This is a genomic window from Rhizobium sp. Root1334, from assembly GCF_001426665.1.
Classification (GTDB): domain Bacteria; phylum Pseudomonadota; class Alphaproteobacteria; order Rhizobiales; family Rhizobiaceae; genus Pararhizobium.
In genome coordinates this window covers 861,019-884,710 of record NZ_LMEY01000001.1, presented here as the reverse complement: position 1 = coordinate 884,710, position 23,692 = coordinate 861,019, and the positions used below count along the sequence as shown (strand labels likewise).

Annotated in this window: 25 protein-coding genes, 1 tRNA gene and 1 riboswitch; of the genes, 8 read left to right on the top strand and 18 right to left on the bottom strand. The window is 60.4% G+C overall.

Features of this window, described 5'->3' with window-relative positions; translation table 11 throughout:
* Window positions 1–339 precede the first annotated feature (339 nt).
* From ASD36_RS04295 to ASD36_RS04265, 7 genes are all read right to left on the bottom strand, one after another.
* Window positions 340–1,098 (bottom strand): FadR/GntR family transcriptional regulator, encoded by a 759-nt coding sequence (locus ASD36_RS04295; RefSeq protein WP_060501350.1) that lies wholly within the window; start codon window positions 1,096–1,098, stop codon window positions 340–342.
* An 8-nt stretch (window positions 1,099–1,106) separates the two neighbouring features.
* Entirely contained in the window at window positions 1,107–2,207 is a 1,101-nt protein-coding gene (locus tag ASD36_RS04290; protein WP_060500476.1) for a four-carbon acid sugar kinase family protein, read from the bottom strand.
* Window positions 2,204–3,196 (bottom strand): oligopeptide/dipeptide ABC transporter ATP-binding protein, encoded by a 993-nt coding sequence (locus ASD36_RS04285; protein WP_060500474.1) that lies wholly within the window; start codon window positions 3,194–3,196, stop codon window positions 2,204–2,206. Before ASD36_RS04285 ends, ASD36_RS04290 begins: the two co-directional genes overlap by 4 nt.
* Window positions 3,196–4,230: an ABC transporter ATP-binding protein gene (locus ASD36_RS04280; protein WP_200954868.1), complete on the bottom strand. Its 1,035-nt coding sequence runs from the start codon at window positions 4,228–4,230 to the stop codon at window positions 3,196–3,198. The genes ASD36_RS04285 and ASD36_RS04280 overlap by 1 nt, the downstream gene beginning before the upstream one ends.
* Window positions 4,230–5,189: an ABC transporter permease gene (locus ASD36_RS04275; RefSeq protein ID WP_060500472.1), complete on the bottom strand. Its 960-nt coding sequence runs from the start codon at window positions 5,187–5,189 to the stop codon at window positions 4,230–4,232. Before ASD36_RS04275 ends, ASD36_RS04280 begins: the two co-directional genes overlap by 1 nt.
* Before the next feature lie 2 nt (window positions 5,190–5,191).
* A complete protein-coding gene (locus ASD36_RS04270; protein ID WP_060500471.1) occupies window positions 5,192–6,148 on the bottom strand; it encodes an ABC transporter permease in 957 nt (318 codons plus the stop codon).
* A gap of 143 nt (window positions 6,149–6,291) precedes the next feature.
* A complete protein-coding gene (locus ASD36_RS04265; RefSeq protein WP_060500468.1) occupies window positions 6,292–7,947 on the bottom strand; it encodes an ABC transporter substrate-binding protein in 1,656 nt (551 codons plus the stop codon).
* Between the two features lie 291 nt (window positions 7,948–8,238).
* On the opposite strand from ASD36_RS04265, the gene ASD36_RS04260 reads away from it, so the two are divergent.
* The 4 genes from ASD36_RS04260 (at window position 8,239) to pdxA (ending at window position 12,985) form a co-directional block, all read left to right on the top strand.
* Entirely contained in the window at window positions 8,239–9,144 is a 906-nt protein-coding gene (locus ASD36_RS04260) for a dihydrodipicolinate synthase family protein (protein WP_060500466.1), read from the top strand.
* 13 nt (window positions 9,145–9,157) lie between these two features.
* The gene (locus ASD36_RS04255) at window positions 9,158–10,360 is read left to right on the top strand and encodes an exo-alpha-sialidase (RefSeq protein ID WP_060500464.1); all 1,203 of its coding nucleotides are present in this window, start codon (window positions 9,158–9,160) and stop codon (window positions 10,358–10,360) included.
* A 439-nt stretch (window positions 10,361–10,799) separates the two neighbouring features.
* Complete coding sequence (locus ASD36_RS04250) at window positions 10,800–11,933, top strand: iron-containing alcohol dehydrogenase (RefSeq protein WP_060501346.1); 1,134 nt, start codon at window positions 10,800–10,802, stop codon at window positions 11,931–11,933.
* Window positions 11,934–12,001: 68 nt separating this feature from the next.
* Window positions 12,002–12,985 (top strand): 4-hydroxythreonine-4-phosphate dehydrogenase PdxA, encoded by a 984-nt coding sequence (gene pdxA / locus ASD36_RS04245; protein ID WP_060500462.1) that lies wholly within the window; start codon window positions 12,002–12,004, stop codon window positions 12,983–12,985.
* 14 nt (window positions 12,986–12,999) lie between these two features.
* Here the strand turns inward: pdxA and ASD36_RS04240 are convergent, their stop codons facing one another.
* Window positions 13,000–13,260 (bottom strand): hypothetical protein, encoded by a 261-nt coding sequence (locus ASD36_RS04240; protein ID WP_060500460.1) that lies wholly within the window; start codon window positions 13,258–13,260, stop codon window positions 13,000–13,002.
* A 103-nt stretch (window positions 13,261–13,363) separates the two neighbouring features.
* Window positions 13,364–13,546 carry a hypothetical protein gene (locus ASD36_RS04235; RefSeq protein WP_060500458.1) on the bottom strand — a complete coding sequence of 61 codons (183 nt, stop codon included), beginning with the start codon at window positions 13,544–13,546 and terminating at the stop codon, window positions 13,364–13,366.
* A gap of 263 nt (window positions 13,547–13,809) precedes the next feature.
* Window positions 13,810–14,043, top strand: a riboswitch (cobalamin riboswitch).
* 222 nt (window positions 14,044–14,265) lie between these two features.
* Here ASD36_RS04235 and ASD36_RS04230 point away from each other — a divergent pair.
* Genes ASD36_RS04230 through ASD36_RS04215 form a run of 4 tightly spaced genes read left to right on the top strand, consistent with a single transcriptional unit; the run spans window position 14,266 to window position 17,589 of the window.
* On the top strand, window positions 14,266–15,312 hold the full coding sequence (locus ASD36_RS04230) for an ABC transporter substrate-binding protein (protein ID WP_082562690.1): 1,047 nt from the start codon (window positions 14,266–14,268) through the stop codon (window positions 15,310–15,312).
* Window positions 15,309–16,337, top strand: coding sequence for an iron ABC transporter permease (locus ASD36_RS04225; protein WP_060500456.1), 1,029 nt, complete (start codon window positions 15,309–15,311; stop codon window positions 16,335–16,337). Before ASD36_RS04230 ends, ASD36_RS04225 begins: the two co-directional genes overlap by 4 nt.
* On the top strand, window positions 16,334–17,137 hold the full coding sequence (locus ASD36_RS04220) for an ABC transporter ATP-binding protein (RefSeq protein WP_060500454.1): 804 nt from the start codon (window positions 16,334–16,336) through the stop codon (window positions 17,135–17,137). Before ASD36_RS04225 ends, ASD36_RS04220 begins: the two co-directional genes overlap by 4 nt.
* On the top strand, window positions 17,134–17,589 hold the full coding sequence (locus ASD36_RS04215) for a pseudoazurin (RefSeq protein WP_060500452.1): 456 nt from the start codon (window positions 17,134–17,136) through the stop codon (window positions 17,587–17,589). The genes ASD36_RS04220 and ASD36_RS04215 overlap by 4 nt, the downstream gene beginning before the upstream one ends.
* A 366-nt stretch (window positions 17,590–17,955) precedes the next feature.
* On the opposite strand, the gene ASD36_RS04210 is transcribed toward ASD36_RS04215, so the two are convergent.
* The 9 genes from ASD36_RS04210 to murA all read right to left on the bottom strand — a co-directional run bounded on the left by ASD36_RS04210 (window position 17,956) and on the right by murA (window position 23,605).
* Window positions 17,956–18,031 (bottom strand) — tRNA-Phe (locus ASD36_RS04210).
* A gap of 188 nt (window positions 18,032–18,219) precedes the next feature.
* Complete coding sequence (gene yacG, locus ASD36_RS04205) at window positions 18,220–18,426, bottom strand: DNA gyrase inhibitor YacG (RefSeq protein WP_060500369.1); 207 nt, start codon at window positions 18,424–18,426, stop codon at window positions 18,220–18,222.
* Window positions 18,427–18,430: 4 nt separating this feature from the next.
* Window positions 18,431–19,051, bottom strand: a complete 621-nt coding sequence (locus ASD36_RS04200; protein ID WP_060500367.1) for a Maf-like protein — start codon at window positions 19,049–19,051, stop codon at window positions 18,431–18,433.
* Window positions 19,052–19,099: 48 nt separating this feature from the next.
* Complete coding sequence (infA, locus tag ASD36_RS04195) at window positions 19,100–19,318, bottom strand: translation initiation factor IF-1 (protein ID WP_037105236.1); 219 nt, start codon at window positions 19,316–19,318, stop codon at window positions 19,100–19,102.
* Window positions 19,319–19,444: 126 nt separating this feature from the next.
* Window positions 19,445–19,933 (bottom strand): low molecular weight phosphatase family protein, encoded by a 489-nt coding sequence (locus ASD36_RS04190; RefSeq protein ID WP_060500366.1) that lies wholly within the window; start codon window positions 19,931–19,933, stop codon window positions 19,445–19,447.
* The gene (locus ASD36_RS04185; RefSeq protein ID WP_060500364.1) at window positions 19,930–20,400 is read right to left on the bottom strand and encodes a UPF0262 family protein; all 471 of its coding nucleotides are present in this window, start codon (window positions 20,398–20,400) and stop codon (window positions 19,930–19,932) included. Before ASD36_RS04185 ends, ASD36_RS04190 begins: the two co-directional genes overlap by 4 nt.
* Window positions 20,397–21,701, bottom strand: a complete 1,305-nt coding sequence (gene hisD / locus ASD36_RS04180) for a histidinol dehydrogenase (RefSeq protein ID WP_060500362.1) — start codon at window positions 21,699–21,701, stop codon at window positions 20,397–20,399. The genes ASD36_RS04185 and hisD overlap by 4 nt, the downstream gene beginning before the upstream one ends.
* Window positions 21,702–21,764: 63 nt before the next feature.
* Entirely contained in the window at window positions 21,765–22,205 is a 441-nt protein-coding gene (locus ASD36_RS04175) for a DUF2948 family protein (protein WP_060500360.1), read from the bottom strand.
* Window positions 22,206–22,312: 107 nt separating this feature from the next.
* A complete protein-coding gene (gene murA / locus ASD36_RS04170; protein WP_060500358.1) occupies window positions 22,313–23,605 on the bottom strand; it encodes a UDP-N-acetylglucosamine 1-carboxyvinyltransferase in 1,293 nt (430 codons plus the stop codon).
* Window positions 23,606–23,692: the final 87 nt, after the last annotated feature.

Below are 23,692 nucleotides of genomic sequence, written 5' to 3'. Positions count from 1 at the left end.
AGGTTTCAACCCCTCTCCTGGGAACATACACGGCGCATGGTGGGCCCCAAGACAATTATCAAGTCAGGCGGTAATCGTTTTGGAGGACCTGTTGCCAGAAAGGCGCATTGGGCATCATTGGTCGGATATGTCTATGAATTATGAGCAATGATTGTCGTTTTAAAAAGGTGATCACAATTTTGGCCGTTAGAATTCCCATGGAATACAATAGCCCAGGTCGAAATTCAAACGCCAAGTTTGGTGACGCGCGCGTCGTGTAGGATGTCCAGGTTGATCGCGACTGACAGTGTTTTTCTAAACACGAAAAGCCGAAGCGCCGGCCTCTTCCTTTCCGTCTGGTCAGAAGGATAGGTCCAGCACGCGGTCCTCGAACAGGCGGTTGCGGGAGCCTTCGAGGTGGAGGCGCATGGCCTTCTGCGCATCGTCTGCGCGCCCATCGGCGATCGCCTGATAGATGGCATTGTGCTCGTCGAAGACCTTTTCCAGTCCAAGACGGGGGCCCATCAGCGACAAGCCATGCAGATGCATGCCGACGGCGATGTGAGGCTTCAGAGCTTCGATGGAGGCAGTGTAATAATGATTGTTGGCGGCCTCCGTCACACTCCTGTGGAAAACGAAGTCGGCGTCGGTGCGATGCAACTGATGGCTTGTCGCTTCGCGCAAGTCGGCAAGGGCGGCGGCGATCTTCAGGATGGCGGCTTCGTCGCGCCGCTGGGCGGCGAAAAAGGCGGCGGCCGGTTCAATTGTCAGGCGGAACTCATAGCAGCGCTGGATGTCAGCAATTGTCTTGACTGGCGAATAGGCGAGGTGCGTGGCCGGGGATGCCTGGGCGCTGACGAAGGTGCCGGCTCCCTGGCGTGAATAGACCATGTCCTCTTCGCGCAATCGTCCCAGCGCATCGCGCACGATCGGCCGGGAAACGCCCATGATAGATGCCAGTTCATGTTCCCCGGGCAGGCGCGAGTCCGGCGGATAATTGCCGGAACGGATACGCTCACGCAATTGGTCAGCGACGCGATCAACCAGGCGCACGGATTTAGCACGCTCCGGTTTGGCGTTTGGGCCGGGCTCTTCGACTGCGGGGACATCCTGCGCCATTTTCTTCATCACGCCTGTTTTTCGATCCTTGTCAGAGAGGATGTTGTTTGACTTAACCGATTCTCGGGAATGAGTTTTAGCAAAGAATCGATCGTCCCGAAGCCCCCCGATTTGACCGCGCAATTGATTGTCCCGCCGTCGGTGCTTTCGATCTGAAACCAGGGAATGCCCGCTTCGATCTCGCCATTGGGGGTCAGCACACTGGCACCGAGCGCTTTCAGGATTGCCAGGGCGGTATCGCCGCCGCCCAGCATCAACATGTCAGGCCGTGTTTTCTCTACCACATGCCGGATGCCGTCGGCAAAGCGGGCAACGACCTGTTGGGGACTGGAGGTCTGTGCGCCGGAGCATCGTGCCACGGCTGGAAGTGCGAGGATATCATGTGCAGACAGCTCGCCTGCAGGCGCATCGGCGATCGCTGCGAGGTGGCGATGGTCGGCGAGATGGTTGATCTGCGCCGATGTAATCGGATCACGGGATCCGAAGGCGAACAACGTCTTTGATGACAGTGACAATGATGGAGCAGGGGTGTTTGCAATGGTCAGCCAACGGGCGAGGGCGCTCCCCAGGCCGCGCGCGCCGACGGCGATCACGGTTGACCAGTTGGCTTGCCGAACGAGATCATCCAGATCGGCATCGGTACGGGCATCATGAACATCAACCGCAAGCGCGCCGGTAGGGAACAAGAGGTGGATCGGCAGTGGTGTGTCGACGCCCCGGCCGGTGACGGCGCCATCAATAGTGAAGCGTTGCTGATCCGGAATGGCCGGCGCCACGACGATCCGGCTTCGGGCGGCAACTTCCGCAAGCGCCAGGCTTTCCGCCGCGACATTGCCCTTCAGCCGGGAATCGATCTTCTTGAACAAAATGGGTGGCATGACCGAGCCCAGCGCGGCAACAGCTGCCTGCACTTTGCGCGCCGCTTCGTCAGCCGAAAGCGCCCGTGATGCGGTGCTGATCACGACCACATCTGGATCGCGCGCCAGCGCTTCGGCCACGGCTTCGATGTCGATCGCCACCGCCACCTTCAGGCCTGCTTCGACAAAGGGTGTTCCGGTATCGAGCGCGCCTGTCAGGTCGTCGGCAATGATGGCGGCTTGCAGCGTCATCCGGGCAGGCCCTCGGTGACGGCGTGACAGGCGACCATATGGCCTGCGCGGGCCTCCCTCCATTCCGGCACCGCCTTGGCACAGATCTCCATAGCGATGGGGCAACGAGTGTGGAAGCGGCAGCCGGATGGCGGAGATAGCGGGCTTGGCACGTCGCCCTGCAGGATCTGCCGTTGGCGGCTGCGCTCATGCGCCGGATCGGCCTCCGGTACGGCTGAGAGAAGGGCCTTGGTATAGGGGTGTAATGGGTGCTCGAACAATTCCTCGCGGGTGGCCAGTTCGGCAAGACGCCCGAGATACATGACGCCGACGCGGTCGCTGATATGGCGGACGACGGCGAGATCATGGGCGATGAACAGATAGGTCAGTCCGTATTTCTGCTGCAGATCAAGCAGCAGGTTGATGATCTGCGCCTGCACGGAAACGTCGAGCGCCGAGATCGCCTCGTCGCAGACGATGAATTTCGGCTGGCAAGCGAGCGCCCGGGCGATCGCCACGCGCTGGCGCTGGCCACCGGACAGTTCGTGCGGATAGCGGGAGGCAAAGCGTGGCGGCAGGCCGACATCGGCAAGCAGTGTCGCGATCCGGTCCTTCAGCTCGGCCTTGGTGGCAAGCTTGTGAAACAGGATCGGTTCGCCGACGGCTTCGCCAATGGTCATGCGCGGGTTGAGCGTCGAATAGGGGTCCTGGAAGACGATCTGCAATTGGCGGCGATAGGGCCGCATGGCCTTTTCGCCGAGTTCGACGATATTCTTGCCCTGATAAATCACCTTGCCTTCGGTGGCCCGGTGCAGATTGAGCAGGGTGAAGCCGGTGGTGGACTTGCCGCAGCCGGATTCCCCGACAAGGCTCAAGGTCTCACCTTCCAGAATATCGAAGGTGATATCATCAAGCGCATGCACGGTGGCGGCCCGCTCCCCGAACGCGCCGAGCCGGACGTGGAAGTGTTTGACCAGATTTTCGATGCGCATCAGCGGCTGAGCACCCATCACGCGGCCTCCAATTTTCTTTGGGCGACGAAGCAGGCGACACGGTGCGCGCCGTTTTGGCCAAGGCCTTCCAGGGACGGAACGCGCTCATGACAGATCGCTTCCGCCAGCGGACAGCGCGGCGCGAACGGACAGCCTTTTGGGCGGCGGCCGGGTTCTGGCGGTGTGCCGCCGATGGAACTGAGACGCGTCGATCGCTCGTCGGACAGTTTCGGGATCGAGGCGAGCAGCCCTTGCGTATAGGGGTGGCTCGGATTGGCAAACAACGCATCGACCGGTGCGTCCTCGACCACCGTGCCGGCATAGAGCACGTTGATGCGGTCGACCAGACCGGCGATCAGCGCCAGATCATGGGTGATCCAGACAACCGACATGCCGAGCTTGTCGCGCAGGTCCTTCACCAGATCGACGATCTGCGCCTGGATCGTCACGTCCAGCGCGGTGGTCGGCTCGTCGGCGATCAAAAGCTGCGGATTGCAGGCAAGGCCGATGGCGATCATCACGCGCTGGCGCATACCGCCGGAGAGTTCATGCGGATAGGCGTCGAGACGATCTTCGGCGCCGGGAATACCGACAAGCTTCAAAAGTTCGCCTGCCCGCTTGCGTGCCTCCGCCTTCGACATGCCGCGGTGATAGATCAGCGGCTCGGCCAACTGCTGGCCGATGCGCATCACCGGATTGAGCGAGGTCATCGGATCCTGGAAAATGAAGCCGACATCGCCACCGCGCACCTTTCGCAGGTCCGAATTCGACATTTTCTGCAGGTCACGCCCGGCAAAATTGGCTTCGCCCTTGGTGACTTTGATCTTGTTGGGCAGAAGCCGCATCATGCTAAGCATGGTCAGGCTCTTGCCGCAGCCGGATTCGCCGACGATGCCAAGGGTCTCGCCCTTGTTCACGTGCAGGTCGATGCCATCGACGATGGTGGCAGGACCATTGCGGGTGTCGATCTCGATGGTCAAGCCCTTGACGTCGAGCAGGCGCTCGCCGGTCTTGGCCGATGGTTCTGGGCGGATATCGTTGGCCATCATCATCACTTCGCTCCGCGCGGATTGAGGGCATCGTTGAGGCCGTCGCCGAGGAAGGAGAAGGCGACGGAGGCAAGGCCGAGGACTGCGGCAGGTGCTGCCAGCAGATGCGGATAATGCTGCCACACGCGCAGGCCGTCGGAGATCATGTTGCCCCAGCTCGGAGTCGGCGGGTTGACGCCGACGCCGAGGAACGAGAAGGCGCTTTCCAGAACCATGGCGGTGCCGAGACCGGCGCTGACGGCGACGATCAGCGGACCCAGCGCATTCGGCACGACATAGCGCATCAGGATGATGCGGTTGGTCAGCCCCAGCGCCTGGGCTGCGGTGATATAAGGCCGCGAGCGGATCGACAGAACCTGGGCGCGGACGAGACGGGCATAGGGCGGCCAGGAGATCAACGCCATCGAGCCGAAAACCAGCAGGAAATCCACCCAGATGGTTTCGCGGTAGACCGGATTGAGCGTTGCGAGGTAGCGGCTTTCCATCCAGCTGGTGATTGGCGATTTCAGCGAGGCATTGATGACGACGACAAGCAGAAGGTTGGGGATCGACATGGTCATGTCGGTCAGCCACATGACGATCCGGTCCAGCCATCCGCCGAAGAAGCCCGCCAAGGCGCCGAGCGTTACGCCGATCACCACAGCAATGAAGGTGACGACGATGGCGACGAGGAACGCTGTGCGCGTACCGTAGACAACGCGGCTGAAGACATCGCGGCCGAGGTCGTCGGTGCCGAACAGATGCGACAAGGACGGGGCCAGGTTACGCGAATTCAGGTCCTGGCTGAGGAAGTCGTAGGGCGTCAGGTACGGCCCGAACAATGCGGTAAAAGCCAGGATGACCACGACGGCGAGACCGAAGACCGCGAGCTTGTTGCGGCGCAGCCGGTGCCAGGCATCGCGCCAGAGGCTGACGGGTGGTTCGATTTCGGCGGCGGTGCCGGGCATGGGAACGACGGACATGGTCAGCGGCTCCTTCTTGTATCGTTGGCGCGCGGGTCGAGTAACGGATAGAGCACATCGACAAGCAGGTTGGAGATCATCACCAGGAACGAGCCGATCAGCGTGATGGCGAGGATGACGGGATAATCGGTATTGGTCAGCGCCTGAACGGTGAGGCGGCCAAGACCGGGCAGGCCGAAGACCAGCTCGACGAAGATGGCGCCGTTGACGATGGTGATCATGATCAGGCCGAGCTGGGTGACAACGGGCGTCAGGACCGGCCGCAGGATGTGGCGCAGTGCCACCATCATTTCCGGCACGCCCTTGGCCCGGGCAGTACGGACGAAATCTTCCGACAGAACTTCAATCACGGCGGCGCGGGTCTGGCGCACGATCAGCGCGATCGGCTGGAAGGAAAGAACGAGCAGCGGCAGCAGGATGCGTACGTCGAAAACACCGCCCCAGCCATAGGGTACGGCGGAGCCCGGCAGGATCATGATCAGCATGACCATCAGCATCGGGCCTGCGACATAGGCCGGGATTGCCCAGAGAAACAGCGCCGAGCCGAGAATGGCATAGTCGGTGCGGGTGTTCTGGTTGAGCGCTGCGATCAGCCCGAGAGGAATGGCAACGACAGCGGTCAGGATGACGGAGCAGAGCGCCAGCTTGAAGGATACGGGAGCCGCGGCCGAAATCATCGCCCAGACGGACCGGCCGGAGCTCAGCGAATTGCCGAAATTGCCGTGCAGCAGGTTCCAGATATAGCTGCCGAACTGGATGAGGAACGGCCGGTTGAGGCCAGCGCTTTCGCGGATCGCCTCGATGCGCTCGGGATTATAGGCAACGTCGCCGGGCGCGCGCAGGAAGATCAACTTGATCGGGTCGCCGGCGCCGTAATAGGCCAGCGCGTAAACGCCGAGCATGACAAGAAGGACGGATGGTATCCAGACGACGAAACGGGTCGCGATGTAACGCAGCATGGCAGTCTCCCACCCTTGGTTTCAGAAGATGAAGCTTCGAGCTTTGCCCTGCGGGGTCAAGCGCCGCAATCATACTCCAGCATTCGCAATCTGTGCGGAAACGGTTTCCGCCTCCGCACAGAATAAGGTGTCAGCGCGGCGCCTTAGCCAGCGACCGAAATGTCCCAGGGGGCAACAACCTGCCAGTCGAGGTTCTTGTCCATGCCGGTGACCTTGTCGGTCGCCCAGCGCGACATCGCCTGCGCGTACCAGGGGATGAAGCTCCAGTCTTCGCGGAAGGCCTTCTGGGCTTCTAGCGCCAGAGCCACACGCTGCGGATCGTCCACTGACTTGGTGGCGGCTTCCGCCAGCAGGCTGTCGACCTTGTCGTTCTTGTAGCCGCCAAGCTTGTTCTGCGCGTTCGACGAAGTCGAGGCGATGGAACCGGCGAGATAGGACACCGCATCGGGAACACGGGTGCCGACGTCGTCGCGGAAGATCTGCACCGCATTCTGGTCAGGCCCTGCATAGGCATCCTGCTGCGGCTTCATATCGACGGCGGTGATGCCGAGGTTCTGGCGCCATTGCTCGGCGATGAACTGGGCGGCAGCCTCGATGGCGGGACCGGAAACGCCGACGAAGAGCAGCTTGGGAAGACGTTCCGGGCCACCATAGCTGGATTCGGCCAGCAGCTTCTTGGCGCCTTCCGGGTCGTAGGGATAAGGCTCGAAGCCGGAATTGTCGGCGCCGGGAACGGAGTTGATGACCTGGTCGGTTTTCTTGTGCGGGCCATCCGGGAAGGACGCCTTCATCAGGCCATCGCGGTCGACGGCCATAATCAGCGCCTGGCGGACTTTCGGATCGTCCATCGGCGCGCGCGCCGAGTTGAACCAGAAATGCTGGCTGGTCGGGATCAGCGGGCCTTCGGCAAAGCTCGCGCCGAGGTCCTGGATGATGGTCGAGGTGACCAGTTCCGTATGGGCATTGTATTCGCCGGACTTCAGGAGCGATGTCGCGGTGACGTTGTCTTCGATCGAGTCGATCTCGATACGGGCGAGCTTCGGCTTCGGACCGAAGAAGTTTTCGTTGGGCTCGAACACCAGTTTGCCGGCATCGAGATCGATGCTGGTCAGCTTGAAGGGACCGGAATAGACGGCGCTGCTATCAGGCATGTACCAGTCGGTGATTTCCTCGCCATCTTCGCCTCGAGATTGCGAGGCCTTGGTGATCGGCGCGATATGGTTGCCGAGACGCATGAAGAAGATCGGGTCGGATTCCGACAGGGTGACGACGACTGTACCTTCGTCCGGCGTTGCGATACCGGAAATTTCCTTGGCCTTGCCGGCGCTGACATCGGCATAGCCTGCAACCTTGCTCAAGACCTGGTCGGCGCGCTGGTTCTTGGTGTTCGGCATGGCTGAGACATTCCAGGAACCCTTGACGTCTTCAGCGGTGATCTTGCTGCCATCCGAGAAAACGGCCTTCGGATCGATCTTGAAGGTCCATGTCTTGCTGTCGGCATCCGGCTCCCAGCTTGTAAAGACGTAAGGGTGCAGTTCGCCCTTCGAGTCGAAATACATCGGCGACGCCCACCAGGCGGAATTCCAGCGATACGGCACGCCACCGCCGCGCAATGGTGACCAATCCTGGTTGAAGGCCGGGTTTGCGACCTTGAGTACCTGGCCTTCCTGGGCCATGACGATCCGGGCATTCAGGCCGAACAGGCCAAGCGCCACACTGGTGCCGAGGCCGAGTTTCAAGGCGTTGCGGCGCGTCATCTGCGGCTGCGACGAGCCGCCTTCCTTGTTCTGATTAGACATCTGATCCTCCAATAGATGCTGTCATCGCGCCCTCCTTCTGCCGGTTCCGGACAGTCTGCCGCGCCATGATGAGGCCGGACATTGGATTTTTATTGTAAATATGTCAACATTAATTCCGAGTCATATTCGATTGATGTAAGGAATCAAAAATAAAATACATATTTTTCAATATGATAATTTTGTGTTGAAATTTTTAACCCGGATTTTTTCTTGACAAGTTGTCATGGTTGAGGAAAAAGCGGGAGGGCTGCAGTCACGGGATGGCGCGGCGCCGCGGAGGAATTTGCAAAAATGACGATTCACAGGATTACCGGCGTCTACAGCGCCGCCACGACGCCGCTCAATGCTGACGACACGCCGGATCTTGGTCTTTTCACGGCCCATTGCCAGCGGCTCTTGAGTGAAGGGTGTCACGGTGTGGCCTTGCTGGGTACGACCGGTGAAGCCAATTCGTTTTCGTCCGCCGAGCGCCGCGATATCCTGGAAGCGGCGCTGAAGGTCGGGATATCCGGCGATCAGTTGATGCCGGGTACCGGCGTTGCCGCCATTCCCGAGACTGTTGAACTGACGCGGCATGCGCTGTCCGTTGGCGTCACCCGCGTCGTCATGCTGCCGCCCTTCTATTACAAGGGTGTTTCGGACGAGGGCCTTTTTGCCGCCTATGCGCGGATCATCGAAGCGATCGCCGATGACCGGCTGCAGGTCGTGCTCTACCACATTCCCCAGGTATCCGGCGTTCCGCTCAGCTTGCCGCTGATCGGCCGGCTGATCGAAGCCTTCCCGGATACGGTGGTCGGCATCAAGGATTCCGCTGGTGATTTCGCCAATATGGAAGCGCTTCTTGCCGCATTCCCGGGTTTTTCCGTGCTTGCAGGTGCTGATCCACTGCTCTTGCCGCTGATCAAGGCCGGCGGGGCGGGGTGCATCACTGCAACGTCCAACCTGGTCGCAAACTCCCTGCGTACCGTTTACGACCATGCCAAGGATCCGGCACGCGCAGCCGATGTCGAGGCAGCGCAGGCGCGCATTAATGCCTATCGCTCACTGTCCAATTCTTATGTCCAGATCCCGACAATCAAGGCGATGGTCGGACTGAAGAACGGCAACTCCGCTTGGGCACGCCCGCGTCCGCCGCTGATGGCTTTGAGTGCTGCAGATCAGGCTGATCTCGCGGTCAAGTTTGCGCAGCTGCCGTAAAGAGGATTGTGTCATGACAGCCGGTTCGGGTTTGAAGCATGAGGAAATTCCGCCGCTTATGAACGGCCTTGTTGGTCCGCATGGCGCCCGGCAGCATCGTTTTGACGCCTTCCTGCCGTCGCCCTGTGTGCAGAACCACGCCGCCAATCTGGCCTATCTCGCCGATGGTACTCTGACCTGCGTCTGGTTCGGTGGCACCATGGAGGGCATGGGCGATATCTCGATCTACATGTCGCGGCTGAAGCCAGGTTCTAACGCCTGGTCGCAACCTGAAAAAATGTCGGATGATCCGCAGAAGTCCGAGCAGAACCCGCTGATTTTCACGGCTCCGGATGGCGATATCTGGCTGATCTTCACGTCGCAGACCTCCGGAAACCAGGATGGTGCTGTCGTCAAACGGCGGGTCTCCACTGATGGCGGGCGCACATTCGGTCCCGTCGAGATTCTCTGCGATCATCCCGGCACATTCGTGCGCCAGCCGATTATCGTCACCGCGAGGGGCGATTGGTTGTTGCCTGTTTTCCGTTGCATTGGCGAGCCCGGCCAGCGCTGGACCGGTGATGCCGATACCGCCGCCGTTCTGATCTCCCGTGATGCTGGAGCCAGCTGGGATATGATCGACCTGCCTGACAGTGTCGGGGCTGTCCACATGAATATCGTCCCGCGCGGTGATGGACGAATGGTCGCCTTTTTCCGCAACCGGTTTGCCGCGCAGATCCTGTGTAGCCATTCCGATGACGATGGCATCACCTGGAGCGCACCGGCGGAAACCGGGCTGCCCAACAACAATTCATCGATCCAGGCGGCGGCCCTCAAGGATGGCCGAATCGCGCTGATCTATAATCATTCCAATGCTTTGACATCGAGTGACCGGCGCCATTCTCTGTATGACGAGATCGAGGCGGAGGAGGGGGCGCAGGCCGTGCCAGCTGAGACGGTATCTGCCGCCGATGGCCGGCCGAGGGCGATCTGGGGTGTGCCTCGTGCGCCGATGAGCCTTGTTTTTTCTGGTGATGGTGGAGAGACCTTTGGTATCCCGGATTATCTGGAAACCGGCGATGGTTATTGTCTCACCAACAATTCCAAGGATGCCCTCAACCGCGAATATTCCTATCCATCGATTGTCGAGGGGCCGGATGGCGCGCTCCATATCGCCTACACCTATTATCGCCGGGCGATCAAATATGTGCGGCTGGAGCCCGGATACGGTTTTTGAGGCCCTGTTGCAGTGGTTAACGCGCGGCGCATCCGGGTTGCAGACGAAAAAGAGGTTTTTACAACTGTGAAAAATCGGGCACCACCCAGGTAGAATTTTGACAAGTATGTATCTGTTTGACGAATTCCGCGGCGGTTGACACGGAATTCGTACGTCTGTTTACAAGATCTCTCATCCGTTTTGACATGCTCCCCTCCCGCTACAAGATTTGTCGCGCTTGGCGAAGAATCTTATGAGTTAAACGATAATATCCCAATAAAAACAGCAGTTTTTTCTCTGTCGTGCACCATCCTGAATTCGGAAAATGCATATGGATGGAGATAAAATGCGGTCTCGCTGCAGCTTGGTGCTTGCCATGTATAGCGGTTATATGTAACAAATTTACATGTTGGTTGCGGTCCTCGATGGATCTGGCGACGAAAACAACGAGGACATGTCCATGACCAGCTTGAGTGCTCCCATCACGATTATCCGGCCGGAGATCATAGAGTTTGGCGTCGGTGTGGCTGCAAAGCTTGGAAGCTGGGCCAGAAGTCAGGGCTTCGCGCGCATTCTCGTCATATCCGATGCGTTCAACGCATCCCGTGTCGATTTGCTTGAGTTGCCGGGAGATGTCACTGTTTTCTCACAGGTGAAGCCTGAGCCGGATGCGGACAATCTCGATCTGGTGCTTGCGGCAGCCAATGCTGCGCAGGCCGATCTGATCGTCGGTTTCGGCGGCGGTAGCGCCATGGACCTCGCCAAGCTTGTGTCAGTGCTGTCGGGCTCTACCCAGACGCTGCGCGACGTCGTTGGTGCGGGCAAGGTGGCTGCGCGCCGCCGTGCCGGGTTGGCGCAGGTGCCGACCACATCCGGAACCGGCAGCGAAGCGGGTATTCGCGCCCTGGTCACCGATCCGGCAACGCAGGCCAAGCTTGCCGTCGAGAGCATCCATATGCTCGCCGACATTGCAGTCATCGATCCCGGTCTGACCTTCACGGTGCCTGCTGCGACGACTGCTGCAACCGGCGTCGATGCCATGGCCCATTGTGTCGAGGCTTTTACCAATCGCAAGGCGCATCCGATGATCGACCTTTATGCGATAGAGGGCGTGCGTCTCGTCGGCCGTTATCTCGCTCGCGCCGTTGCTGATGGTTCTGACGCCGAGGCGCGGGCGGGCCTGTCGCTTGCGTCGCTCTATGGCGGTTTCTGTCTGGGCCCGGTCAATACTGCCGGTGGCCATGCGCTTGCCTATCCGCTCGGCACGCGCTGGCATGTGGCGCATGGCGCCGCCAATGCCCTGATCTTCCCGCACGTGCTGGCTTTCAACGCTCCGGCCGTCGTGGACAAGACGGCGCAGGTGATTGCGGCACTCAATCTCAAGGCTGGTGCGGATCAGGCTTCTGTTTTTGACGCCACATCCGGTTTCTGCGCGGGACTCGGTATCGAGATGCGGCTCTCGGCCTTGGGCGTACCGGAAACGGATCTCGGTGTCATGGCTGATGATGCCTTTGCCATCCGCCGCCTGCTGGACAACAATCCGCGCGATCTTGAGCGCGCCGACATTCTTTCGATCTATCAAGCCGCCTATTGACTGGAACAGGCCTGCCGCGGCCAAGCCGGAGCGCAGGAACGGCCGCTGCGCCGCACGGAGGACTGAACATGAGCACATCGCGCGTAGCCGTTACGCTGGGAGATCCGGCCGGCGTCGGGCCTGAAGTCATCGTTAAGGCGCTGGCCGCGCTGCCCGAAGCCGACAGGGCGAATTTCGTCATCGTCGGTAATGTCGAGGCGCTGGAACGGGCCAACAGGGTAACGGGAACGGAATTGCATTTTTCCGCCACGCCCGCCGCAGGCACGATCGCCGTCGATGAAGTTGCGATTGATGGCAGCCTGCCTGCGATCGGCAAGGTGAGCCCGGTCGCTGGGGATGCGTCCGTACGTTACATCAAGCGCGCGGTTGAGCTGGCCATGTCCGGCGCAGTCGATTGCATCGTCACCGCGCCGATCAACAAGGAAGCAATGAACCTCGCCGGCCATCATTTCGACGGCCATACCGGCCTTTTGGCGCATCTGACCGGATCGAAAAGCTCCTTCATGCTTCTGGCATCCGAGCGCCTGAACACCATCCACGTCTCGACACACGTTTCGCTGCGCACCGCCATCGAACGGGCGACTGTCGAGCGTGTGCTGGCGACGATCGAGGCGGGGCACCGCCATTTTCTGCGTCTTGGCAAAAAGGCGCGTATCGCCGTCGCCGGCATCAATCCGCATTGCGGCGAGGGCGGCTTGTTCGGCGATGAGGACACGAAATTCCTGGCGCCTGCAGTTGAACTGGCGCAGGCCAAGGGCATCGATGTGGTCGGCCCGATTTCCGCCGATACAGTCTATGCCCGCGCCTATGGCGGCGCCTTCGATCTCGTCGTCGCGCAATACCACGACCAGGGACATATCCCGATCAAGCTGGTTGCCTTCGAGACCGCCGTCAACGTCTCGCTCGGCCTGCCGATCGACCGGGTGTCGGTCGACCACGGCACGGCCTTCGACATCGCGGGTACGGGAAAGGCCAATCACGTCAATATGCTATCGGCAATCGACTATGCGCGGTTGGTGGCGCGGTCGCCAAGAGCTGCACCCGCGGCTTGAAGCGGCGCCGGAGCTCAATTCTGATCGAAAAAGTCGCTGCGGATTTCGCGGCGGATCAGCTTCAGCGAGCGATCCGGCTGGATGATATAGGTTTCGTAGGCAACGCCGGTCACGGTGCGGAACGAATTGTGCACGACACTGCCGACCGGTGATTTCGTCAGCTTCGTGCGCGGCTGGCCGCCATAAGTGATACTGCCCGGGATCGGCTCGACATCCGGCGCGGTGCACGAGGCCAGCATCAGCGCGGCTACACTCAGGAAAATGAGAGGTTTCATCGGGTCTACTCCGCGAGGGCATTCATCGAAAGAATGTAGCGGTATTGGCGGCACATTCAAGCGTGGCCGTTCGCGGCGGAAGGTCTGGCGCTGAGTTGGTTTCCTAGTGCTTGGGTCTGTCCTGGTTTGACGCGGGAAAGACGAAATGAAGCTGGCCCGACTTGATCGAGGCGCGCTCGATCAGAGCCTTGTGCTCTTCCCGCATCGCCTGCGAACGCTCCCGGAATGCCCTCGACCGCGCCAGAACCGCCTGTGTCCGCGCCGTAATTTCATCAACATGGCTCATGTCTTACCTCAACGGTTATCCGGTGGAGTGATCCTGCCAAGCAAGGATACGATGCCTGCCGGCCTGCATTGCCTCATTTGTTCACTTTATGTTCCATTTTCAAGCAAGAGTCAATGGACTGATAAACTCGGCCTGAGGCGCTTGGTTTTGGGGAAGAAGCTTCGTCGGCCAAGCTTCAGTCAGCCGGTTTTGAGAGCAAATCGAGAATCAACCGTAAAGCGCAAGACGCCATCTGTTTCGCCTTGACGCGCCTTGATGCCTGATGCTAACTCGCCGCCGACGGTTCCCCGAGCGATGACTCCGAGGGGATTAATAGGGAACACGGTGAGGACGACCCAGCAGGGACCTAGACCGTGGCTGCCCCCGCAACTGTAAGCGGATTGCCGCTCATCCTCGTGACGCGAAAATGCGTCATGCCACTGGGAGAACTCCCGGGAAGGCAGATGAGATGCAGATATCCGTAAGCCAGGAGACCTGCCGTCAAAAGATCGATCCAACGTCACGGGCGGGGATGCCCTGAACAGGAGAATTTGATGACGGTTTCCTGCCGGCCTAACAGCGTATTCATACGTATTCTCCCGGATTTCCCACCACGCGGCATCTGTTTCATCGCGGGCTGAAAGGCTTCGGCAGCGAACATGCCGTGTTTGGTGTTGTTCGCCACGACGTCTTTGCCCTCACAGAATCCGTCCAGAGGCGTGATTCATCCGGAGGACTAAATGTTCATTTCCAAAACATCCCGGCATATCGGCAAATCGCTGGTCGTGCTGGCCAATGCCGCAGTTCTTGCGGCCCTTGCATCGACGCAGGCCTTTGCCGAGAAGACCCAGTATCCGCTGACATTCCACAATTGCGGCCGTGAGGTTACCGTCAATCAGGCTCCAGAACGCGCTGTTTCAATCGGACAAAGCACCACCGAAATCCTTTACTTGCTCGGCGTTCACGAAAAAATGGTCGGCACGGCGCTGTGGATCGGCCCTGTTCTGAAAGGGTACGAGGAGATCAATGCCAAGGTCGAACGGTTGGCGGATAATGATCCAAGCTTCGAGAGCGTCATCGGCAAGAAACCCGATCTGGTGACAGCCCAGTTCGAGTGGATGATTGGCCCAGAAGGCGTCGTTGGTACGCCGCAGCAGTTTGAGGAATTGGCCATCCCCGTCTATGTCTCGCCATCGGATTGTGTCGGCAAGGACAATTCGAGCGGTGGCGACGGTGTCCGCAAAGGTGTCTTCACCATGGACCTGATCTATCAGGAAATCGCCGAACTCGCGAAAATCTACGACGTTCAGGACCAGGGCGCGAAGGTCATCGCCGATCTCAAGGCGCGCGAAGAGGCGGCTCGCAAAAAGATCACCACCGCCAACGACAAGCTCTCTGCCGTGTTCTGGTTCTCAAGCGCCGAGAAGGACATCGACCCTTATGTCGCGGGCAGGAATGGTGCGCCGGGCTATATTCTCCGCACACTCGGTATCAAGAACGTCATCGACAGCGAAGAGGAATGGCCGACGGTCGGCTGGGAAACGATTGCCAAGTCAAACCCGACCATCATCGTGGCGGGCGCGTTGGACCGCCGCCGCTTTCCGGCCGATGACATCGCGGTCAAGCAGGAATTCCTGACGACCGATCCCGTTGCCAGCCTGATGCCTGCCGTCAAGGAGGGGCACGTGGTGGTCATGGACGCCCAGGCGATGAACCCGACGATCCGCACTATCGAGGGCATCGAGGTGCTCGCTGACGCGATCGCCGCATCCGGCCTCAACAAGTGATCGCCATCACCTCTTCCCTCTCAAAGACAAGCGCCATCCTGCTGGCGCTTGTCGTTCTGGTCGCAGCGCTCTGGCTGGGCGCGGCGATCGGCGAGACTGCCATTCCCATGGACATCGTCGCCAAGACCGTGGCCAATCGGCTCTGGAACGCGGGCTATCCGCTCGATCCGCTCGATCAGGGTATTGTCTGGAACTACCGGATGAGCCGCGCCGTTGTCGCCGCTTGCTGCGGTTCGGCCTTGGCGGTTTCCGGTGTCGTGTTGCAGGCGCTGCTCCGGAACCCATTGGCTGATCCCTATATTCTCGGCATTTCCGCCGGGGCTTCGACCGGCGCGGTCGGCGTGGCAATTCTCGGCTTCGGAGCGGGTTTTCTGACGATGCCTGCAGGCGCATTCGCCGGAGCTCTGATCGCCTTTGGCCTCGTCAGCCTGCTCGCCTTGCGCGCCGGACGGGGCACCAGCGCGATCATTCTGGCCGGTGTTGCCGGTTCGCAGCTCTTCAATGCGCTGACGTCCTTCATTGTCACGAAGGCGGCCAATGCGGAGCAGGCCCGCGGTATCATGTTCTGGCTGCTTGGAAACCTTTCCGGTGTCCGCTGGACTGACGTCTCGCTTGCGCTTCCCGTCGCCGTGATCGGCCTTGCGGTCTGCCTCTGGCAGGCGCGCGCGCTTGACGCCTTCACCTTCGGCTCGGAATCGGCCGCCTCTTTGGGCATTCATGTCCGCCGCGTCTACGCCATCCTGATCGGCGTGTCGGCACTGATGACGGCGGTCATGGTCAGCATTGTCGGCTCGATCGGTTTCATAGGGCTGGTGATCCCGCATGCTGCCCGGATGGTCGTTGGCGTGCGGCATGGATTGCTTATCCCTGCATCTGCCCTCATCGGCGCCGTCTTCATGATCGCTGCCGATATCATATCGCGGGTCATCATACCGGGGCAGGTCCTGCCGATCGGCGTCATCACCGCGCTCTTTGGCGCCCCAGCCTTCGCCTTGATCCTCAGCCGCAGGAGGGCGCCGGCGTGAACCTTTCCGCGCAAAACGTTTCGTGGTCGGCCGGTGGTGCCACCATTCTTCATGACGTGTCTTTGGATGTCGTCCCCGGCGAGTTTCTCGGTATTGTCGGCCCCAACGGTTCGGGCAAGACCAGCCTGATGTCTTTGCTGTCGGGGATCCGCAAGCCCCACTCGGGCACCGTCTTGCTGGACGGTCAGCCAATCCATTCGATTGGCCGCCGGGAGATCGCCAAGCGGATAGCACTTGTCGAGCAGCAGGCCGAAACCGCTGAGCGCATCACTGCGCGCCAGGCCGTCGAGCTTGGCCGGACCCCGCATCTCGGCCCGCTATCACCCTGGTCGAAGAGTGATGATGCAATCGTCGACGAGGCGATCCGCAATGTCGATATGGAAGGCTTTGCCGGGCGATGGTGGCATACGCTTTCGGGCGGTGAACGTCAAAGATTGCACATTGCCAGGGCGCTCGCCCAGCAGCCCTCCATCCTGCTGCTCGACGAGCCGACAAACCACCTCGATATAGGCCATCAGATCGGCCTGCTGCATCTCGTGCGCGAGCAGAACCTTACCGTGGTCGCGGCCCTGCATGATCTCAACCATGCGGCCATGTTCTGTGATCGCATCGCCGTCATGGAGAGGGGCAGTCTGGCGGCACTCGGCAGCCCGCGCGAGGTTCTGGATGCACACTGTATCAAGCGCGTGTTCGGCGTGGATGCCGACATCGAACATGAGGGGGAAACCGGGTGCCATATCCGCTATCGCGCGCCGGGCACGTCCGTTCCTGTCCAGCAGTCCATCCGGAGAATATCATGATCTCAATCACAAGAACCCTTATTGCGGCAACTCTCCTGTTCTCGACCTCGCTCCCCGCTTTGGCCGAGACGTTCGAGGTCAAGATGCGCAATCGCGGAGAGAAGGGGTCGATGGTTTTCGAGCCCGACTACATCGAGTTGAAGCCCGGTGATCGGGTCAAGTTCATTGCCACCAACAAGAGCCATAATGCCGCGTCGATCGATGGCATGGTTCCGGAGGGTTATGCCGGCTTCAAGGGCAAGATCAACGAGGAGATCGAGGTTACCTTCGACCAAGCAGGTTTTTACGGCATCAAGTGCTCACCGCATTTCGCCATGGGCATGATCATGCTGATCAAGGTGGGTGAAGCCGAACTCACCAGCGCTATCCGGGCATTGGAGGTCCCAGCCCGCGCCCGGTCACGATTCGATGCCATATTCGCGGAGATCGACGCGAAGGCGGCTTTGAGGTGAGTATCGCTCCCGGTCAAACTCGGGCCTCAAGGTGGAGACCAGGACTATTGGCGCGCGCGCTTGAAAACCTTCGATGATGATCTCTGGCGTTGCATACCTGCAGAGCCGAGTTTGACGCATGTCCGGCGCAATCCGCACCCGGCCTGCGAAAATCCGCTGACGATATAGTAGGATCTGCTGTGGCATCGGATAGATGTCACAGTTCTCCTGTCAGTCGGGTACAGACAGACGAGGCTCGATTTTTCCGAAGCAAGGCCTTGAAGGAAAAACGCAGTTTTGCAGAGGTATTTTGGACGTTCATTAACGTGTTGCCAGCGTAAGCGGGATCAACGGGTTTCCAAAGACTTGGCGTTTTCAGCAAGTGAATGGTGCCCGGAGGCGGATTTGAACCACCGACACGCGGATTTTCAATCCGCTGCTCTACCAACTGAGCTATCCGGGCATCCTGCCTTTGCGGGCAATGGTTCCGCTTTCAGAACCGTGGGGCGTTGGTTTCGCCCCGGAAGCGAGCGGGGTTATAACATCTTGTTCGGCGGTGTCCAGCACCAAATGACGTTTTTTCGACAGGAAAATGTCATTTGATGCAAATAATTGAAAAACAACGGATATCCCGCGAAAATCCGGGCGTTCTCAATCCTCGCCGTTGGCTTTTGATTCATCGTCGGCGACTGGAATCGCATAAGAGCCGGTCAACCATCTGTTCAAATCGACATTGCGGCAGCGGTCAGAGCAGAAGGGGTAGTGTTCGCGGTGCGACGGGCGCCCGCACTCGGGGCAGGGCACGGTCTTGCGCAGTGGCGCCACGTTGGAGGCGCCCTTGGTTTCGTCTGAGCTCATGGCCTTAGCCCTTCATCCAGCTGTCATGCACGTCGTAGCCTTCGCCTGAAAGCAGACTGACGGTCTCATAGAGCGGCAAGCCGACGACATTGGTGTAGGAGCCCACCAGCTTGACGACAAAGCTGCCAGCAATGCCCTGGATGCCATAAGCACCTGCCTTGCCGCGCCACTGGCCGGACGCCAGATAGCTGTCGATGTCGTGACTGGAAAGGCGCTTGAAACGAACCTTGGTGTCGATGACCTTCTGGCGCACCGTCTTGTCCGGCGTGATCAGGCAGACGCCGGTATAGACGCGGTGGCTGCGACCGGACAGAAGGTGCAGCGCGCTTGAGGCTTCGCTGACCAGTTCCGGCTTGCCAAGGATACGGCGGCCGACGGACACGACAGTATCGGCGGCGAGGATATAGCTCCCCTCCCAGCCGGGCTCGCCCTTGATGGCAGCGAGCGCAGCTTTGGCCTTTTCGGCAGACAGCCGCCAGGCGAGCGAGCGCGGATGCTCGGTGCGCTTCGGTGTCTCGTCGAGATCCATCGGCATCAGGCGCGCCGGCTCGATGCCTGCCTGCGCAAGCAGTTCGACGCGCCGCGGCGAGCCGGAAGCCAGGATCAGCTTATGTGTCAATGCCATCGCAACAGGGCCATCGATCTCGAGTTTGCGGCTGAGGCCGCACTGCGCTTACTTGAAGCGATAGGTGATACGGCCCTTGGTCAGGTCGTAAGGCGTCATTTCAACCAGGACCTTGTCGCCGGCGAGAACGCGGATGCGGTTCTTGCGCATGCGGCCAGCCGTATGGGCAATGATTTCATGCTGGTTTTCGAGCTGGACGCGGAACGTTGCATTGGGAAGCAATTCGGTAACGACGCCCGGGAATTCGAGGACTTCTTCTTTCGCCATGTAGGATATGTCTTTCTGTGCTTCGGTAGAGGCGCGTGCCGCGCCTTTTAAAAATTTGGCGGAAACTACACAATCGCCGCGGTTTTGTGAACAGCAGCGGCTTCATTTTCCGGTTTGGTCAGCGCCCTATGCCATCTTATCCGGCATTTGTCCAAGCAAACGATGCTTGAGCAGGCTGGCAATGTGATTTCGAACCTCGCGATAGGCCGAAACGATCTGCTCGCGGGTGCCGGTGGCCACCGTCGGATCCGGCGTTGGCCAGTAGACCACATCGATCGCCATCGACCGCGTCAGTTCCAGTGCCGCATGATGCGCTTCGGGCGCCAGCGTGACGATAAGATCGAAATAGTCGTCTTCCAGTTCGTCTAGCGTATGCGGCTGGTGCCGCCCTGCCGTCAGCCCGATCTCCTCCAGAACCACATCGACGAAAGGATCGCGCTCTCCGGGGCGAACCCCGGCCGACGCGACATAGGTGCCTTGTGGCAACATCGCCTTTGCCAGCACTTCCGCCATCGGTGAGCGGATCGCGTTCATGCCGCACATGAACAGCACCGATCCCGGCGATTTGACGCTCCGCTGCGGCTTGTTGGGGGAAGCAGCGACCGTCACCGTCATCCCCGCCAGTAGAGCACACACACCAGCGTGAACAGACGCCGCGCCGTATCGAAATCGAGTTTGATCTTGCCCGACAGCCTGTCCATCAGCGTCTGCGAGCCCTCATTGTGAATACCGCGCCGCCCCATGTCGATCGCTTCGATCTGGCTTGGCGTTGAGGAACGGATCGCCTCGTAATAGCTTTCGCAGATCATGAAATAATCCTTCACGATCCGCCGGAACGGTGTCAGCGACAGGATATGGGTGGCAACCCCCGCGTCGGTCTCGGTGGTAATCGCGAAAACCAGCTTGGAATCGACCAGAGACAGTTTGAGCCGGTAGGGGCCGCCGATGTGGCCGGCCGGCTCGAAGAAATTCTCCTCGATCAGATCGAAGATCGCAACCGCCCGTTCATGCTCGACATCGGGCGTCGAGCGGCCGATGGTTTCGTCGAGCAGGACATCGCAGAGACGGTGGCTGGATGTCATCCCTCGCCCCCGAGATTGAGGCGGATGGCAACCGAGCGCGCATGGGCTTCCAGGCCTTCTGAGCGGGCAAGCGCGATGGCGGCCGGTCCGAGATCGCGCAGCTGGTCGGCGCCGAGCCGCAGGATCGAGGTGCGCTTCATATAATCAAGCACGCCGAGGCCGGAGGAGAACCGGGCGGAGCGTGCGGTCGGCAGCACGTGATTGGAGCCGCCGACATAATCGCCGATCACTTCCGGCGTGTGGCGACCAACGAAGATCGCACCGGCATTGCGGATTTTCGGGATCATCGCATCGGCGTCGGCGAGGGCAAGTTCGAGATGTTCGGCGGCAATGCGGTTGGCGAGCGGCACGGCCACGTCAAAATCAGGCACCAGGATTACGGCACCAAAATCACGCCAGCTGGCGCTCGCCGTTTCCGCCCGGGGCAGGGTGCGCAGCTGGCGCTCGACCGCGGCCTCGACCGCGGCCGCAAAGGCTGCGTCGTCGGTAATCAGGATCGACTGGGCGCCAACATCGTGTTCGGCCTGGGCCAGAAGATCGGCGGCGATCCAGTCCGGATCATTGTCGCGGTCAGCGATCACAAGCACTTCCGAAGGGCCAGCGATCATGTCGATGCCGACAGCGCCAAACACCTGGCGCTTGGCGGCGGCGACATAGGCATTGCCCGGGCCCATGATCTTGGCGACCGGGGCGATGGTTGCCGTGCCATAGGCAAGGGCCGCAATCGCCTGGGCGCCGCCGATACGGTAGATTTCCGAGACCCCGGCCATGCGGGCGGCGGCGAGAACGGCCGGATTGATCACGCCACCATTGGCGGGAACGACCATCACGATGCGCTCGACACCCGCAACCTTTGCCGGCAGCGCATTCATTAGCACCGAGCTTGGATAGCTCGCCGTGCCGCCCGGCACATAGAGACCGACAGCATCGATCGCCGTCCAGCGCGAGCCGAGGCCGACGCCCATTGAATCCTCGTAAATATCGTCTTTGGGCCGCTGGCGGGCGTGATGCGCCTCGATGCGTACGGCGGCGACCTTAAGTGCGCCCAGCACTTCGGAGGGAACGGCGTTGATAGCGGCATCAATCTCGTCCGCCGTCACCGCCATGCCGGTAACAGCGAAATCGAGGCCGTCGAATTTCCTTGTGTATTCGGCCAGCGCCACGTCACCGCGCAGACGAACGTCATCGATGATCGTCTTGACCACGGCGTTGACGTCTTCGGACACTTCCCGCTTGGTCGTCAGAAAGGCTGCGAATTCGGCTTCGAAGCCCGGGGTCAGATAGTCGAGACGGATGGCCAATGGAAACGTCCTTATGCGCGGTCGGCAGAGATGCGCGGCCCTCTTGGGCCGGCGGTCAGGATATCAGGCGCCGGCGGGATGGCGCGGCTTGAAACCGGTTTCCCATGCACCGCCGGTATCTGCAAGCTGAACCTCGATACATTCCACATCGAGCATGATCGAGGCTTCACCGGACAGGATGAACTCGACGGTTCCGTCCGGCCCTTCGCCGTTCTGTTCGAACTGGATGGCCAGAAGCGACAGCACCTTCTCGTCGTCCTTGCGGCTGAAGCCGATTGATCGGACGGCCGTGACGCGCTTGAAGGCGAGCAGGCTGCGGCGGCGCTCGAACGACTTGCCGCGACCTTCGGCCGTTTCCCAGACGAAGCGATTGATGACCAAGGACAACTGTTTTAAGCGCGGCGCGTAATCGAGGCCGGAAACCTTGAAGACCGCGTCCTGCACATGGGCGGACACGATCTCCAGATCTTCCTGATCCAGCGCCATCAGCTTCAAACCGTCCATGCCAATCATCCCTTGCCTGGGCAGCCAGAGGCCACCGTCATCATGAGAAAGGACATAGGACGCCAGCGTCGAATCCGCAACCGTGGACGCGGATTCGAAAGGCCGGATCAGTCGCTGACGCGCTCGACCTGCGCACCACAATTGTTCAGCTTCTCTTCCAGTCGCTCAAAACCGCGATCGAGGTGATAGACGCGCGAAACCATGGTATCGCCCTCGGCCACCAGACCGGCGATGACAAGCGATACGGATGCACGCAAATCGGTCGCCATGACAGGGGCGCCCTTCAGGCGCTCGACACCCTCGATTTTCGCCGTCTGTCCGGACAGGGTGATCTTGGCGCCGAGACGGGCCAGTTCCTGTACGTGCATGAAACGATTTTCAAAGATCGTCTCTGTAATGTGCGAGGTGCCTGCAGCCTTGGTCATCAGGCCCATGAATTGGGCCTGCAGGTCGGTCGGGAAGCCCGGGAAGGGGTCAGTCACCACGTCCACAGGCTTGATGCCGCCACCGTTGCGCACGACGCGAAGGCCGCTTTCGGTCTCGGTGATTTCGGCACCGGCGCGGCGGATCGCTTCGATCGCCGTGTCGAGCAGTTTGGCATTGGTGCCTTCGAGCACGACATCGCCGCCGGTCATGGCGACAGCCATGGCATAGGTGCCGGTCTCGATCCGGTCAGGCAGGACGCGGTGGCGTGCGCCCGACAGCGAGGTGACGCCCTCGATGGTAATCGTCGATGTGCCAGCACCAGAAACCTTGGCGCCCATTGCGTTGAGGCAGTTGGCGAGATCGACAACTTCCGGCTCGCGTGCGGCATTGCCGATCACCGTCGTGCCGTTGGCAAGCGTCGCCGCCATCATCATCACGTGGGTAGCGCCGACCGAAACCTTCGGGAAGACATAGCGCGCGCCGACCAGGCCGCCTTTTGGGGCCGTTGCATTGATGTAGCCGCTGTCGATCTCGATATTGGCACCAAGCGCCGTCAGGCCCTCGATGAACAGGTCGACGGGCCGCGTGCCGATGGCGCAGCCGCCCGGCAGCGAGACGCGGGCCTTGCCTTCGCGAGCGAGAAGCGGGCCGATGACCCAGAAGCTGGCGCGCATCTTGGAGACCAGTTCATAAGGAGCGGTCGTATCGACAATGTTGCGCGACGTGAAATGAATGGTGCGCGAATAGCCTTCGCCCTGGCGTTCGCGGCGGCCATTGACGGAGATGTCGGCGCCATGATTGCCAAGGATGCGGATCAGCTGCTCGACATCGGCCAGATGTGGCACGTTTTCGAGCGTCAGCGTATCGTCGGTCAGAAGCGACGCGATCATGAGCGGCAGCGCGGCGTTCTTGGCGCCGGAAATCGGGATGATGCCGCGCAGCTCGTTGCCGCCGGTAATTCTGATGCGATCCATAGGGTACCTTACGGGCGCCGCCCGCCTTTCCTGATAGTCCGGACTTTTAAGAGATTGGCGTCTCCATAAAGGATGCACCGTGAAATG

What these genes read in the sequence shown, in the direction of transcription:
- ASD36_RS04295 (WP_060501350.1), bottom strand. Translation starts at nt 1,098, where the DNA reads ATGGCGCAGGATGTCCCCGCAGTCGAAGAGCCCGGCCCAAACGCCAAA.
- ASD36_RS04290 (WP_060500476.1), bottom strand. Translation starts at nt 2,207, where the DNA reads ATGACGCTGCAAGCCGCCATCATTGCCGACGACCTGACAGGCGCGCTC.
- ASD36_RS04285 (WP_060500474.1), bottom strand. Translation starts at nt 3,196, where the DNA reads ATGGGTGCTCAGCCGCTGATGCGCATCGAAAATCTGGTCAAACACTTC.
- ASD36_RS04280 (WP_200954868.1), bottom strand. Translation starts at nt 4,230, where the DNA reads ATGATGATGGCCAACGATATCCGCCCAGAACCATCGGCCAAGACCGGC.
- ASD36_RS04275 (WP_060500472.1), bottom strand. Translation starts at nt 5,189, where the DNA reads ATGTCCGTCGTTCCCATGCCCGGCACCGCCGCCGAAATCGAACCACCC.
- ASD36_RS04270 (WP_060500471.1), bottom strand. Translation starts at nt 6,148, where the DNA reads ATGCTGCGTTACATCGCGACCCGTTTCGTCGTCTGGATACCATCCGTC.
- ASD36_RS04265 (WP_060500468.1), bottom strand. Translation starts at nt 7,947, where the DNA reads ATGTCTAATCAGAACAAGGAAGGCGGCTCGTCGCAGCCGCAGATGACG.
- ASD36_RS04260 (WP_060500466.1), top strand. Translation starts at nt 8,239, where the DNA reads ATGACGATTCACAGGATTACCGGCGTCTACAGCGCCGCCACGACGCCG.
- ASD36_RS04255 (WP_060500464.1), top strand. Translation starts at nt 9,158, where the DNA reads ATGACAGCCGGTTCGGGTTTGAAGCATGAGGAAATTCCGCCGCTTATG.
- ASD36_RS04250 (WP_060501346.1), top strand. Translation starts at nt 10,800, where the DNA reads ATGACCAGCTTGAGTGCTCCCATCACGATTATCCGGCCGGAGATCATA.
- pdxA (WP_060500462.1), top strand. Translation starts at nt 12,002, where the DNA reads ATGAGCACATCGCGCGTAGCCGTTACGCTGGGAGATCCGGCCGGCGTC.
- ASD36_RS04240 (WP_060500460.1), bottom strand. Translation starts at nt 13,260, where the DNA reads ATGAAACCTCTCATTTTCCTGAGTGTAGCCGCGCTGATGCTGGCCTCG.
- ASD36_RS04235 (WP_060500458.1), bottom strand. Translation starts at nt 13,546, where the DNA reads ATGAGCCATGTTGATGAAATTACGGCGCGGACACAGGCGGTTCTGGCG.
- ASD36_RS04230 (WP_082562690.1), top strand. Translation starts at nt 14,266, where the DNA reads ATGTTCATTTCCAAAACATCCCGGCATATCGGCAAATCGCTGGTCGTG.
- ASD36_RS04215 (WP_060500452.1), top strand. Translation starts at nt 17,134, where the DNA reads ATGATCTCAATCACAAGAACCCTTATTGCGGCAACTCTCCTGTTCTCG.
- yacG (WP_060500369.1), bottom strand. Translation starts at nt 18,426, where the DNA reads ATGAGCTCAGACGAAACCAAGGGCGCCTCCAACGTGGCGCCACTGCGC.
- ASD36_RS04200 (WP_060500367.1), bottom strand. Translation starts at nt 19,051, where the DNA reads ATGGCATTGACACATAAGCTGATCCTGGCTTCCGGCTCGCCGCGGCGC.
- infA (WP_037105236.1), bottom strand. Translation starts at nt 19,318, where the DNA reads ATGGCGAAAGAAGAAGTCCTCGAATTCCCGGGCGTCGTTACCGAATTG.
- ASD36_RS04190 (WP_060500366.1), bottom strand. Translation starts at nt 19,933, where the DNA reads ATGACGGTGACGGTCGCTGCTTCCCCCAACAAGCCGCAGCGGAGCGTC.
- ASD36_RS04185 (WP_060500364.1), bottom strand. Translation starts at nt 20,400, where the DNA reads ATGACATCCAGCCACCGTCTCTGCGATGTCCTGCTCGACGAAACCATC.
- ASD36_RS04175 (WP_060500360.1), bottom strand. Translation starts at nt 22,205, where the DNA reads ATGGACGGTTTGAAGCTGATGGCGCTGGATCAGGAAGATCTGGAGATC.
- murA (WP_060500358.1), bottom strand. Translation starts at nt 23,605, where the DNA reads ATGGATCGCATCAGAATTACCGGCGGCAACGAGCTGCGCGGCATCATC.